Origin of the sequence: Nostoc sp. CMAA1605, assembly GCF_021596505.1 — a bacterium.
In the GTDB taxonomy this organism is placed as follows: Bacteria; Cyanobacteriota; Cyanobacteriia; order Cyanobacteriales; family Nostocaceae; genus Trichormus.
Genome location: NZ_PJIZ01000053.1, coordinates 1 through 14,774 on the forward strand (window position 1 = coordinate 1; position 14,774 = coordinate 14,774).

Annotated in this window: 7 protein-coding genes and 2 pseudogenes; 6 read left to right on the forward strand and 3 right to left on the reverse strand. The window is 43.8% G+C overall.

Annotated elements, in window-relative coordinates; all coding sequences use genetic code 11:
- From CV014_RS17820 to CV014_RS17830, 3 genes and pseudogenes are all read left to right on the forward strand, one after another.
- Positions 1-362: pseudogene (locus CV014_RS17820) on the forward strand (ATPase); the annotation flags it as partial.
- Positions 363-978: 616 nt separating this feature from the next.
- Positions 979-1,962, forward strand: coding sequence for an RNA polymerase sigma factor, RpoD/SigA family (locus CV014_RS17825; RefSeq protein ID WP_103136439.1), 984 nt, complete (start codon positions 979-981; stop codon positions 1,960-1,962).
- A 743-nt stretch (positions 1,963-2,705) separates the two neighbouring features.
- Entirely contained in the window at positions 2,706-3,371 is a 666-nt protein-coding gene (locus CV014_RS17830) for a hypothetical protein (RefSeq protein ID WP_236143249.1), read from the forward strand.
- Positions 3,372-3,494: 123 nt separating this feature from the next.
- On the opposite strand, the gene CV014_RS17835 is transcribed toward CV014_RS17830, so the two are convergent.
- Together CV014_RS17835 and cobO are read right to left on the reverse strand one after the other, a co-directional pair.
- Complete coding sequence (locus CV014_RS17835; RefSeq protein WP_236143250.1) at positions 3,495-3,647, reverse strand: hypothetical protein; 153 nt, start codon at positions 3,645-3,647, stop codon at positions 3,495-3,497.
- Positions 3,648-4,325, reverse strand: a complete 678-nt coding sequence (cobO, locus tag CV014_RS17840; protein WP_236143251.1) for a cob(I)yrinic acid a,c-diamide adenosyltransferase — start codon at positions 4,323-4,325, stop codon at positions 3,648-3,650.
- Between the two features lie 553 nt (positions 4,326-4,878).
- Between cobO and CV014_RS17845 the strand changes: the two genes are divergently transcribed.
- Positions 4,879-5,082 (forward strand): DUF6508 domain-containing protein, encoded by a 204-nt coding sequence (locus tag CV014_RS17845; RefSeq protein ID WP_236143261.1) that lies wholly within the window; start codon positions 4,879-4,881, stop codon positions 5,080-5,082.
- A gap of 181 nt (positions 5,083-5,263) precedes the next feature.
- Here CV014_RS17845 and CV014_RS17850 read toward each other — a convergent pair whose 3' ends face one another.
- The gene (locus CV014_RS17850) at positions 5,264-6,676 is read right to left on the reverse strand and encodes a carotenoid oxygenase family protein (protein ID WP_236143252.1); all 1,413 of its coding nucleotides are present in this window, start codon (positions 6,674-6,676) and stop codon (positions 5,264-5,266) included.
- Positions 6,677-6,975: 299 nt separating this feature from the next.
- Here CV014_RS17850 and CV014_RS17855 point away from each other — a divergent pair, with 299 nt between their 5' ends.
- A complete protein-coding gene (locus tag CV014_RS17855; RefSeq protein ID WP_236143253.1) occupies positions 6,976-7,128 on the forward strand; it encodes a hypothetical protein in 153 nt (50 codons plus the stop codon).
- A 377-nt stretch (positions 7,129-7,505) separates the two neighbouring features.
- Positions 7,506-14,548, forward strand: a pseudogene (locus CV014_RS30670) (SdrD B-like domain-containing protein).
- Positions 14,549-14,774 lie beyond the last annotated feature (226 nt).

The window sequence follows — 14,774 nt, forward strand, 5'->3', positions numbered from 1 at the left end:
GTGAACTGCGGAAATATTTCGTCACACTCTTAGTAGTTGATCAACGACCCTCTGGGATAGATAATGAAGTCATGTCCCAAATTGGCACTCGCATCACCGCCTTACTCAACGATGAAAAAGACATCGACGCTATCTTTACAGGTGTTTCCGGTGCTGGTGGCTTAAGGTCTGTACTAGCCAAGTTAGATTCTAAACAACAAGCCTTAATTTTAGGTCACGCCGTCCCCATGCCTGTAGTAGTCAGAACCCGTCCTTATGATTCCGTCTTCTACGCTGAAATTGGTGATACCGCGTGGGAAGAAAAACCCGACGCAGAAGTATTCGCAGCTGCGGAACTAGCTAAAGCCGATTTAGGGTTTTGAGAGTCAATAGTCATTAGTCATTAGTCATTAGTTTATCTCCCTACCCCATGCCCAATTCCCAATTCCCGATTCCCGATTCCCGATTCCCTAAACAACCTATTAACTACAATCCCTAAAAGCTAATTCCTAAAATCTCTTGTTCGTATCTTCCCCCCATCATCTTGCCTTTGGGAGTTCGGTTATTTCCCCAGTCACAAGCAACAGCTTACCGGATTTCCGCGTCACTATAGATATAGTTAGCTTGCGTAAGGAAATTCATTTAAAAAAAAACACAGTTTTGTAATATAATATATATCCCTCTCCAGGCTACTTTACTATTTGCCGGATTTGCTCTACTATAAATTAAGTAGAACTCATACTGACTTCAGATTGAATCGTTGCCGCCCGCAACTAAAGAAAGAATTCTTGAAAAAAACCCAGAATCGTTGGTCAGAGACTCAAAAATAAAGGGAAGGTAGGGGAACATATCTCAAGCACGCGCCTTCTGAAAAATCGAGATCCGCAATTGTTGAAGTTTTGGTAGAAACGGATGTTCTGTGATATCTGATTACTTTTCCCTTTCAGATGTATTTTCTCAAGTATTGATTGTGTTTAGGGAGTAGAGGACAACGCACCAATGCCTACTGTTAACACCCACAACGAAGACCTGAACGCCAAATTCACGGCTGATATGGTGCGAACCTATCTGCGAGAAATTGGCAGAGTTCCCTTGCTTACCCGTGAGCAGGAGATTGTTTACGGGAAGCAGGTGCAACAAATGATGTCACTTCTAGATGCTAAAGATGCTTTAGCGAAGAAGTTAGAGCGCGAACCCAGTTTACCAGAGTGGGCAGATCATGTCCGCAAGTCGGAAACCGACGTTAAACAGACGGTAGCTCAAGGTAAGCGCGCCAAGCAAAAGATGATTGAAGCGAACTTACGCTTAGTAGTAGCGATCGCCAAAAAATACCAAAAACGCAATATGGAGTTTTTGGATCTAATCCAAGAGGGAACTTTAGGATTAGAAAGAGGCGTAGAGAAATTTGACCCTATGCGGGGTTATAAATTCTCCACCTACGCTTACTGGTGGATTCGCCAAGCAATTACCCGTGCGATCGCTCAACAAGGGCGCACCATTCGCCTACCTATCCATATTACCGAGAAACTGAACAAAATTAAAAAAGTCCAACGCGAACTAGCTCAGACTTTAGGGCGATCGCCTTCTCCAGCCGAAATCGCCAAAGAACTAGAACTAGAACCTGCTCAGATTCGTGAGTATCTGAACATGGCGCGTCAACCAGTTTCTTTGGATGTGCGTGTAGGTGACAACCAAGATACAGAACTCCAAGAAATGCTCGAAGATGAAGGCCCATCTCCAGAGTATTACACCACTCAAGAGTTTCTACGCCAAGACTTAAACACCTTGTTAGCGGAACTCACACCCCAACAAAGAGAAGTGTTAGCACTCCGCTTTGGTTTAGAGGATGGAAACGAAATGTCTCTAGCAAAAGTCGGTGAACGCTTAAACCTTAGCCGTGAACGCGTCCGCCAACTAGAACACCAAGCCTTAGCTCATCTCCGTCGCCGTCGAGCTAATGTCAAAGAGTACGTTGCTAGCTAGTTACATAGATGTAGCCGTACTACATCTCCCTAATTATGATGCGCCTCCTGAACCCAGGGGGCAATTTTTTGGTTAATAGTCAATAGTCAATAGTCAATAGTCAATAGTCAATAGTCAATAGTCAATAGTCAATAGTCATTAGTCACTACTCATCACTCAGAACTCAGCACTCATCACTCATCACTTAGCACTCAGCACTCATACCAATTCACAATTCGCAATTCGCAATTCGCAATTGATAAATCCTGACTTGACAAGGTTTTCTGGGTTTGGATCTGTATCAGAATTTTAGTGAATTGGTATCAGCACGGGCTCAACGCCCCGCTTCCGCTAACAGCACTCATCACTCATCACTCATCACTCATTACTCAGCAATTTTCCGAAATGGGATGAGTGAGTGTTGTAGATATCTATGTACTTAACAAGATGAGAGTTTATTGAGGTGAAAAAGTCTACTTTCGGGAACTGCTAACCATCACAGAGATCAATCAAAAACTCTGAGGGTATGGAAGTCTGCGTTCGCATCCTCCAATCGGGTGAATCTTATGGGTGAAGCGTCAGGTTATTTAGCAGTGATAATGTGGGACTATCATCGAAAATCCACTAAAAACTCATTTTTTCAAAAGTCTACTATTGACAGACATTTTAATCAAACTTTTGACCGAAACTTAAACGCACAAGACTTAGGTATGGTTTAAGTGAGTCGCTGAGGAAGTCGTGAAATTCGTAACAGGAGGAGTCGGGTGCTTAACAATATTTCTAACATCTTTTCTTTGCGCCAATTGACAATCCCCGCCGTTGGCTTAGTTTTTACCCTGGGTGTAGTAGGTAATCCTTCACCTTACTCTACGGATGCGATCGCTGCTACTACCCCCACACAGACGCAACAAACACAAGATAGTTCCCGAACTCCTGTTTCACTGCCATCAACACAAACCAGTGAAAATCTTCAGTCACAAAAATCTACACAATTTAACTCAGTCAATTTAGCAAATAATCTTAATACTCAAAAAGCTGCCAAAGAATCAGGAATCAACCAAAAAGTTAATATTCCTGTGGAAGATGGCATTTATTTGTATGGTCAATCACCACAACCCAACCAGATAGGCCAGGGTTACGTTGTCTTTCAAAAACGACAAGGTAAATTAGTTGGTGCATTGTATATGCCCAGGTCTGAGTTTAGCTGTTTTCAAGGCACAATGAACAAATCTGGAGAGTTGGCAATGACTGTCACCACCACACCAGATGTAGGTATTGCGCCAGATGTAGCTACAACAAGCAGAATACCTACATTTTCTGGTGATGAACCAATGACCTATGCTTATTCCGTAGCACTGCAAGACTATCATCAAATTAACGCCATTGGTGCTGACGATCGCCGTATTCTCCAAATGTGTACTCAAAGATAGGGGTTGGGGATTGGGGACTGGGGACTGGGGACTGGGAAGAAGGAGGAAAGGCGGTAGGTACTTTTATGCAAAGACAAAACATGAGACTTTGTTTCAAAGCCTCTACCTCAATGCAGATGACATTTAGAGAGGGGTAAAAACCTCGACTAAAACAAGCAAAATCAGGTGTATAAATTTTTCTGTTTTCGCACCAAACCACCTGGAAGAATCAACAGTCGCAGGGAAGAAAAGTATTACCCAATCCCCAATCCCCAATCCCCAATCCCCAGTCCCCAACTAAAACTCTATCCCTGGTTGCGCCTTAACGTTTTGGTCACGGAAAGGATGTTTAACCAGGGTCATTTCTGTTACTAGGTCGGCGCGGTCAATGATAGCGGTTGGCGCACCTCTACCGGTAAGGATGACGTGTTTGCTGGATGGTTTTTGTGCAAGACCGGCTAACACATCATCGACTTGTAAGTATCCCATTTTCAGGGCGATATTGATTTCATCTAACAGGACTAGCTGAAAATCGGGGTTGCGGATAAATTCTAGGGACTTTTCCCAGGCTGCATTAGCTTTTTCGATATCGCGATCGCGGTCTTGGGTTTCCCAGGTAAAGCCTTCACCCATTGCGTGAAATTCGATTTGGTCACGCCAGAGACTGAACACCTTTTTTTCTGAAGGTTCCCACGAACCTTTGATGTATTGGACGATCGCTACCTTGTAACCGTGACCGAGCGATCGTAACACCATTCCTAGTGCGGCGGTTGTTTTCCCTTTACCGTTACCAGTATTGACAATAATTAACCCTTTTTCTGGCACAGCTGAAGCTATGCGTCGTTCTTGTACTTCTTTACGACGCTGCATTTTTTGCTGATACTGTTCATTAGTCAGATTAGCTGACATTATTTCATCAATTAAACGTTCAATTTCCTTATCTGATTCTAATGCTTCTTGTGTATCGCTTATCATCAAAATCACCAAGAATACAGAAAATAAATGTGACAATTAACCAAACCAAGAGCAACTTATGTTTGGGTGAATGAGTATCTGAGGCGAATTTGGCAGAGAATCAAGAAAAAATTAGAGGAAATACTGCTATTGTTACTAAACCTTCTCTCGTAGGAGATGTTGCGGACAGGATTTAGTAGTTCACTGTATAAGAATCTCTTTAATGTACTTCTAGCACGCAATTTTGCAAATAGTCTTGAAGATTAAGTATTTCTCACAACATTACGCTAGAAAATATTGATTAATTATCTATAGCGTTTCCTAGTCTGCTGAGGTACAAATTTATCCGCGTACCCTGCGGGAAGCAAGCTATATCTGTGTTCATCTGCGTTTAATTATTGTCCTTTGTACGTTACTAGGGTAAGAAAGGCTATACTTATTTTTTTACCATTATTTTCTAACCTAAATCGCTAATTATATGACATCCAAGTTGCACCTCCAACTTTAGATTCCTATAATTATTCTAGAGAAATTTAATAACTTCATCACAACCCTTTATACAGAAGATTTTGTCATATCTTTTGATTGGATAAAATGGCGAGATGAAGCTGAACGTTTAAATGTTGCCGATATTTATACAATACAGAAATTATTGACTAGCCACGTTCATCAAGAACGTTTTTGTAGTGGACATCTGGCAGATATGCTAGATCATAATCATTTCGTGACAATGTTGCACAGACTACAAGTAATTCGCCTATATGTAACTTCAGATTAATTAATCAGTAGTTAAATCGGATTTTTATGTATGTCAAATAGAGTAGATAATTCATACTAATTTTCTATGAAACTGCAACAAATAAATGATGTAGAGAATTTGTACATAACGTCTCTACATCACTCAGCACGGGCTAAACGCCCCGCTTCCGCTAACAGCACTCAGCACTCAGCACTCACCACTACTGACTTTTCCAAGTTCCGTGGAAACTGTGGGGGATGACGCTGGGTAATTCTAATTTGCAAATGGGTTCTTGGTCTAGGCGATCGCAATCATAGATCCAAACTTCGCTACGATGGGAATTGCCGTCATATACCACCGTTAACACCCAATCTTCTACGGGAATGGGTTCAGAAGGATAAAAGTTTTCCCCTGGGTTAGCTTCGGTGAGGGTTTGGGTCTTGTGGTCGAAGCGAGCGATCGCGTTTAATATTTCTTGGCTGATGTCTGTACCTGGGCGAGTTATGGACATATAGGTGTAACGCGAAGCTTGTCCGACATTGGCTTTGGGAACAAGGGGGAATTCACAAGTCCGGTCTAATAATGTTTCAATGGCGGTGACTTTACCTGTTTGGGGTTGCAATTGCACTCGCGTTAATGTCGTCTCAGCTAGAGTATGAGTTTCACCTGCGGCGATTTCTTTAAGATATTGGTTAGTTTGAAAGTCTTGATAACGGGCAAAATCTATAATTACCGTACCACTGGGATCAACATAACCGTTGGCAAAGTGCCACTGATACCAAGGTTCTGTTTTAGCACGACTGACTAAAGTTAATGTCTCACGGTCAAATACTAAAATTTCTGTTCCTAATTCTGGTTGCCATTTCATCGAGTCGCTGTAAGTCCCGACACCAAACAGCACAGGAATCACATTAATTCTGACTGGTGGGGCAAAAAAGATGAGATATTGACCAGCTAACACAAAATCATGAATTGCTGGGAAACCTTCTAAAGTAAACTTAGTCTTTTGCAGAATCTTGCCAGTATAGTCACTTTTATAGATATTCAAAACAGCATTGACGCTGGGAGTAATACCAAAGTTGAAAATTTCCCCTGTGTGGGGGTCAACTTTGGGATGGGCAGAATAGGCTAAACCGTTATCTAGCCCACCTAAATTATCTAGTCCGTGAGTTTCTAGGGTTTCGAGGTCAAGGGCGTAGGGGTGATTACCTTCCCACAGTGCCAGGAGTTTATCCGGTAATGCTAACACTGATGTATTAGCAGCGTGTTTCACCGGTCGTAGCCACTGATTCCAAATCGCGCCAGGTGCAGTCATCCCATAATTACCGTATAAAAACTTCCCGGCTGTGGTTTCAGCTTGATAACCAGTAGTCTGTACGTAGCGATAAACCGCACTAGCCCCTGCATCAGTGAACTTGACAGCCAAAATTGCCCCGTCCCCATCAAACCAATGCCCTACACGCACACCACCCCGTTCTAGCCTGGCTGCACCATTGCGGTAGAGTGTACCACGCAGGCGATCGGGAATACTGCCGGAGATAATTGGCAACTGGGTAGGCGGAAATTCCTGTGCCGGTTCAATGACTGCCTTTGCCCAGGCTTTTTTTGTTGACTTTTTATCTAATATCTGCATATCAAGTTACCAGTTTATCTTCCCTGGTAACTTATATTAGTAGAGATTCTGGTGGTGCCGTAGAATTGCGACTTGTGTAGTCTCGACGCAAGGCTAAAAGTCGTGCAATTGCTATTGAAGATTATCAAGAGAACTCGGATTAATTATGTTTTTTTTATGAAGAATTCGTGTCTCAGGGTACAAAAAACTGTAAATTACTGAGATGATTTTACATACAAACTTATTAGTTCCCTATTCTGAGTTTTTATATTTAATTGACTCGCTATGATTCACTCCTTTTCCATGTGTGGAGCGTTTCGATGCCCTTAGCTTACGAGATATTGCGAACTTTAAAGTTATTGTTACAAGAGCATGATTTAAGCATTGTAGTTGCTAATTCTAGTGCTGCTTGTAATGGAGATAATTATCAAATATTAGTCCTATCCTCACTGCTGACTGTAAGGATGGTGTAATCTATACAGCAAATAATATTGTAATCACCACACCTATAAATGTTAAAGACTGTTATCTACTGCCGTGTCTTGTGATGGGTATAAGGTAAAAAATGGCCTTGATCAAGAAAGCCTGTTTTTTATTTCATGATCTCAATGAATACAATGAGTAGCTGGAAAATTTAACCCCAATACACTCACAAAAACAAGGTACATATTTTAATGCTTAACGCGCTTAATACGCGTCATTTTGCAATGTCTATATATCTTGTCTAGATCGCATGATCAACTAGCAAATTAGCACTGCCAGTAATTAATCAGATGTAAATGCTGGTTACAGTCTTAGCGTGAGATTTGGAAAACATCTTTGAAGTGAATGAATAAGTAGGAATAAAGTTATGGCAGATCAAAATCTCTCAATTTTCAACTCAACATTACCAGCTACAGTAACTCAAATAATTACTGATTACGACACCTTAACAAGTACACTATCTCTTTTACCTAGCTACTTCAACGTCACCATTAATAACGGTGGATTGCTAAATGGCACTTATGATGCTTGGTGTGTAAACAGTAGTTTTTCACTGTCAAGAGGCACGTATAACAATGCCAGTGTATATTCCAGCTACGGCAACATTCCTACAGGGATACTGTATACAGGTTCACAAACAATCGACTCAACACCAGATCCCTATTTAGATAAACTCCAACAGATCAACTGGATATTAAATAACATTACAGAAGCAGCCAACGTAGTTAATGGTAAATATCGCTACGACGGAGTTGACTATACATCGGGAGATATACAGCTAGCGATATGGATGTTGCTAGGAGAAACATCGATACTAAACAGCACAGACTATAACTCATTAAAAGCCTATAGTCAGCAGAATGCGGATCAACTAGTAAATCTAGCAGTAGCCAACGGCACTAACTTCATCCCATTAGCAGGACAGGATTTTGGTGTCATTGTTAAAGCTGCTAACCAACAGCCTATCTTAATGGAAGTTAAGACAGCAGGGATTGGAGATTTTGTTTGGGAAGACCTAGATGCAGATGGCATTCAGGATTCCAACGAATCAGGAATAGATGGAGTAACAGTTACATTAATAGGTAAAAATAACACTGTTCTTGGCACAACTATTACTGGAGACAACCCCTACACAGCACAAGTTGAGAAAGGATGGTATCAGTTTGGGCCTCTACTACCTGATACTTATCAGGTGAGATTTAGCTTACCCACTGGGTTCAATGCTGTCAGTCCTTACTTGCAAGGTAGCAACACATCTTCAGATTCTAATGCCAACCCCGACAATAATTTAACTTCTGCATCTATTACTTTAGCTCCTGGAGAAGTTAATACAACTATTGATGCTGGATTCTACAAATTAGCATCACTAGGAGACTTTGTCTTTGCCGACAACAACAACAACGGCATACAAGACATTGGTGAAACAGGAGTAGGGGGAGTAAAAGTCGAATTAGTAGCCAACGGTATTGTCATCGGCACAACCAGCACCAATGCCGACGGCAGCTATGGATTTAGTGGCTTAACCCCAGGCAACTATCAAGTCAAATTCACCGCCCCCACAGGTTATCAATTCAGCCCAGCCAACCAGGGAACAGACGATGCCAAAGATAGCGATGCCGATGTCACAACAGGTTTGACCCAAAGCGTCACCCTGACATCTGGAGAGTTTAACGGCACATTAGACGCAGGGTTAGTAGCATTAGCATCCATAGGCGATTTTGTCTGGCATGACCTAGATGCAGATGGGATACAGGACACCAATGAACCAGGAATCGCCAATGCCATCGTCAAATTAAGGAAAGATGGCGTAGAGATTGCCACAACCACCACAGATAGTGCCGGGAAGTACAGTTTCAGCAACCTCACACCAGGAGGGGGATATCAAGTCCAATTCATCACTCCGGGTGGGTTTACTCAAAGCAGTCCCGTAGATGCAGGTGGCAATGACAGCATTGATAGTGATGGGACGTTAACCGGAGTAGTCAGCCTAGCCCCAGGAGAAAACAATCCCACCCTTGATTCGGGATTCTACAAATTAGCATCACTAGGAGACTTCGTATTCAACGATGCCAACAACAACGGCATACAAGACATTGGTGAAACAGGAGTAGGGGGAGTAAAAGTCGAATTAGTAGCCAACGGTATTGTCATCGGCACAACCAGCACCAATGCCGACGGCAGCTATGGATTTAGTGGCTTAACCCCAGGCAACTATCAAGTCAAATTCACCGCCCCCACAGGTTATCAATTCAGCCCAGCCAACCAGGGAACAGACGATGCCAAAGATAGCGATGCCGATGTCACAACAGGTTTGACCCAAAGCGTCACCCTGACATCTGGAGAGTTTAACGGCACATTAGACGCAGGGTTAGTAGCATTAGCATCCATAGGCGATTTTGTCTGGCATGACCTAGATGCAGATGGGATACAGGACACCAATGAACCAGGAATCGCCAATGCCATCGTCAAATTAAGGAAAGATGGCGTAGAGATTGCCACAACCACCACAGATAGTGCCGGGAAGTACAGTTTCAGCAACCTCACACCAGGAGGGGGATATCAAGTCCAATTCATCACTCCGGGTGGGTTTACTCAAAGCAGTCCCGTAGATGCAGGTGCAATGACAGCATTGATAGTGATGGGACGTTAACCGGAGTAGTCAGCCTAGCCCCAGGAGAAAACAATCCCACCCTTGATTCGGGATTCTACAAATTAGCATCACTAGGAGACTTCGTATTCACGATGCCAACAACAACGGCATACAAGACATTGGTGAAACAGGAGTAGGGGGAGTAAAAGTCGAATTAGTAGCCAACGGTATTGTCATCGGCACAACCAGCACCAATGCCGACGGCAGCTATGGATTTAGTGGCTTAACCCCAGGCAACTATCAAGTCAAATTCACCGCCCCCACAGGTTATCAATTCAGCCCAGCCAACCAGGGAACAGACGATGCCAAAGATAGCGATGCCAATGTCACAACAGGTTTGACCCAAAGCGTCACCCTGACATCTGGAGAGTTTAACGGCACATTAGACGCAGGGTTAGTAGCATTAGCATCCATAGGCGATTTTGTCTGGCATGACCTAGATGCAGATGGGATACAGGACACCAATGAACCAGGAATCGCCAATGCCATCGTCAAATTAAGGAAAGATGGCGTAGAGATTGCCACAACCACCACAGATAGTGCCGGGAAGTACAGTTTCAGCAACCTCACACCAGGAGGGGGATATCAAGTCCAATTCATCACTCCGGGTGGGTTTACTCAAAGCAGTCCCGTAGATGCAGGTGCAATGACAGCATTGATAGTGATGGGACGTTAACCGGAGTAGTCAGCCTAGCCCCAGGAGAAAACAATCCCACCCTTGATTCGGGTTCTACAAATTAGCATCACTAGGAGACTTCGTATTCAACGATGCCAACAACAACGGCATACAAGACATTGGTGAAACAGGAGTAGGGGGAGTAAAAGTCGAATTAGTAGCCAACGGTATTGTCATCGGCACAACCAGCACCAATGCCGACGGCAGCTATGGATTTAGTGGCTTAACCCCAGGCAACTATCAAGTCAAATTCACCGCCCCCACAGGTTATCAATTCAGCCCAGCCAACCAGGGAACAGACGATGCCAAAGATAGCGATGCCAATGTCACAACAGGTTTGACCCAAAGCGTCACCCTGACATCTGGAGAGTTTAACGGCACATTAGACGCAGGGTTAGTAGCATTAGCATCCATAGGCGATTTTGTCTGGCATGACCTAGATGCAGATGGGATACAGGACACCAATGAACCAGGAATCGCCAATGCCATCGTCAAATTAAGGAAAGATGGCGTAGAGATTGCCACAACCACCACAGATAGTGCCGGGAAGTACAGTTTCAGCAACCTCACACCAGGAGGGGGATATCAAGTCCAATTCATCACTCCGGGTGGGTTTACTCAAAGCAGTCCCGTAGATGCAGGTAGTAATGACAGCATTGATAGTGATGGGACGTTAACAGGAGTAGTCAGCCTAGCCCCAGGAGAAAACAATCCCACCCTTGATGCTGGATTCTACAAATTAGCATCACTAGGAGACTTCGTATTCAACGATGCCAACAACAACGGCATTCAGGATTTGGGAGAAGTTGGTGTAGCAGGCGTAACCGTTACCCTTACTGGTGGTGGTACAGATGGCATTATCAATGGTATTGGTGATACTACCGTTACCACAACTACTAATGCCAGTGGCAACTACAATTTTGCCGGACTCACACCTGGTCAACAATATCAGGTCGGATTCTCTGGTCTACCAGCAGGATTCCAGTTTACTCAAGCTAATGTGGGGACTAATGATGCTGTAGATTCTGATGCTATTCCCAGCACTGGCAAAACTCAGATTGTCACCCTTGTCTCTGGTGAAAATAATCTCACTTTGGATGCAGGCATATACCAAAATGCGGGTGATTTATCAATCACGAAAACAGATGGTTTAACCAATGTCACCCCAGGGCAGCAGATAACCTATACCATCGTGGCGCGAAACAATGGTCTGATTACTGCTACCAACGCCCTGGTGAGTGATATCATCCCCAGCAATTTGACCAATGTGACTTGGACAAGCGTGGCCAGTGGAGGTGCAACAGACAATCAAACCAGTGGTACAGGCAATATCAACGATTACGTCACCCTAACAGCAGGTAGCAGCATTACCTACACAGTCACAGGGACTGTAGCACCTAGCCCAGTATCTACAGGTAGTCGAACCACATTTGACTTCAATGGCAGTAGTGCGTTGGATGGACCAGATGGCAATACACGGGCATGGACACTAAACGGAATTACGGTCACAGCTAGAGCTTTTAGCCGTGTCGATGGGACAAATGGTGCTTGGAATGCGGCTTATCTAGGTAGCTATGGTGGTGGATTGGGTGTCACCGACAGTAGCGAAGGAAATGGCGGTAACAATACTCATGTGGTTGATAACGTCGGGGGAAGAGATAACTACGTCTTATTCCAGTTCTCAGAAGCAGTGGTGTTAGATCGTGCTTATCTACAATATGTTCTGAACGACAGCGATATCTCTGTCTGGATTGGCAACTTTAGCAGTCCTCCCACGACTTTAAATGACTCAATTCTCAACAGTTTTGGGTTCCGTGAAGTTAACGAGACTACTAGCACGAGCGATCGCTGGGCTGACGTGAATGCAGGCAACTATGTGGGTAACACCATTGTCATTGCCGCTTTAGACACAGATACCAGTCCTGAAGATAATTTCAAGATTCGCTATCTGGATGTTCTCAAAGTCACTCCCGCGTCTCTAGTCAATACTGCCACAATTACTGCTCCCACTGGCTTCACTGATACCAACCCCAACAATAACAGTGCTACTGATACTGACACTATCGTTACTCCATCTACTGTCAGAATAGGCGATCGCGTTTGGTACGATGCTGATGCAGATGGAGTTCAAGATGCAGGGGAATCTGGCATTGCTGGAGTAACTGTCAGACTCTTCAACCAAGCTAATACTCAAATCGCCACCACCACCACCGATACCAACGGTCTCTACCAATTCAACGTCAACTCCAACAGTACCTATAGTGTTCAATTTGTTCAACCCACTGGCTTTGATGGATTTACCACCGCTAATGTAGGTGACGATGCAGCTGATAGTGATGTTGTTAATGCCAACGGCACAACTGCTCAATTCTCTGTCGGTACAACTGACAACCTCACCATTGATGCAGGACTAATCAAAAATATCGGTGATTTATCAATCACGAAAACAGATGGTTTAACCAATGTCACCCCAGGGCAGCAGATAACCTATACCATCGTGGCGCGAAACAATGGTCTGATTACTGCTACCAACGCCCTGGTGAGTGATATCATCCCCAGCAATTTGACCAATGTGACTTGGACAAGTGTAGCCAGTGGCGGAGCCAAAGATAACCAAACCAGTGGCACAGGTAATATTAACGATTACGTCACCCTAACAGCAGGTAGCAGCATTACCTACACAGTCACAGGGACTGTAGCACCTAGCCCAGTATCCACAGGTAGTCGAACCACATTTGACTTCAATGGCAGTAGTGCGTTGGATGGACCAGATGGCAATACACTGACATGGACACTAAACGGAATTACGGTCACAGCTAGAGCTTTTAGCCGTGTCGATGGGACAAATGGTGCTTGGAATGCGGCTTATCTAGGTAGCTATGGTGGTGGATTGGGTGTCACCGACAGTAGCGAAGGAAATGGCGGTAACAATACTCATGTGGTTGATAACGTCGGGGGAAGAGATAACTACGTCTTATTCCAGTTCTCAGAAGCAGTGGTGTTGGATCAGGCTTATCTGCAATATGTCATCAAAGATAGTGATATCTCCGTCTGGATTGGCAACTTTACCAGTCCCCTGACGACTTTAAGCGACTCAACTCTCAGCAGTTTTGGGTTCTACGAAGTTAACGAGACTACTAGCACGAGCGATCGCTGGGCTGATGTGAATGCAGGTAAGTATGTGGGTAACACCATTGTCATTGCCGCTTTAGACACAGATACCAGCCCTGAAGATCAGTTCAAGATTCGTCATCTGGATGTTCTCAACGTCACTCCCGCGTCTCTAGTCAATACTGCCACGATTACTGCTCCCACGGGTTTCACTGATACCAATCCCAACAATAACAGTGCTACTGATACTGACACTATAGTTGCTGCCCCTGGTGTGCGTACCCCAGACTTCTGGGCAAAGACTGAATGGCAGAAATTCTGGGATGGTGTTCAAGGCAACGAGCCAACACAAAAAACACTGGCTAATTTTGCAAGCAGTGACCTTCTGTTCGCCCCTTATACCAACTCTGCCCAATCTGGAAAAGTTCTTGATCATGTGACTGGACAGTATAGTGCAGGGTTACTCATCGGCGACTACAACCGCAATGGACAAACTGACACAGGTGAGAATACCATCTTCTATACTCTCAGCCAATCACGCCAGATTGTTGATGCCTCAGCACATCCTAATGGAGATGTGCGTTACGATCTTGGTCGCTCTTTAGTGGCTAGTTGGTTGAATTATCTCGCTGGCAACCCCATTGACACCGCCAGTACCAGTGATAAGGATGCTCGATACTATATCAACGAAGGCATCAATTGGTTACAAGCCCTAACTCCAGACGAAAATGGTGATAAGAAAGGTGATGGAGCCATTCATCAAATGACTGGTAGCAGTGTCAGTAGCCCAGGGTTTAATGATTATGGTTGGAGTTCTGGTATTTCCAGCGCATCGAGTTTACCAGATGTCTATAAATCCAACACCAGTGTTTCCTATGGGATAGATGCTGGTAGTCTCATTACTAGCCAACTAGATTGTTACAACAACGGTTTGGGGCTGGCAGATAATATCTTCTACGGAGGTAACTCATAACTCTTGAGAACCACCAATACTACTAATGTTTCCTGCTTGAACTAAATTTTCCCCCGCTAAACTCCGAGTTTAACGGGGGATTCAAATAATTTAAATGATTTATTTATGATTTTAATATTTTCCCTGGAATAAATATAAACAATAATGATATATTTTAGACTATAAATTATTAATCTAATACTCTTTGATAACCTATTATTAATATAACAATCAATTATAGAAAAAC

Excerpts from the sequence above, each read along its gene's own strand:
- CV014_RS17855 (WP_236143253.1), top strand. The coding sequence starts at position 6,976 with ATGCCCTTAGCTTACGAGATATTGCGAACTTTAAAGTTATTGTTACAA.
- CV014_RS17825 (WP_103136439.1), top strand. The coding sequence starts at position 979 with ATGCCTACTGTTAACACCCACAACGAAGACCTGAACGCCAAATTCACG.
- cobO (WP_236143251.1), bottom strand. The coding sequence starts at position 4,325 with ATGATAAGCGATACACAAGAAGCATTAGAATCAGATAAGGAAATTGAA.
- CV014_RS17850 (WP_236143252.1), bottom strand. The coding sequence starts at position 6,676 with ATGCAGATATTAGATAAAAAGTCAACAAAAAAAGCCTGGGCAAAGGCA.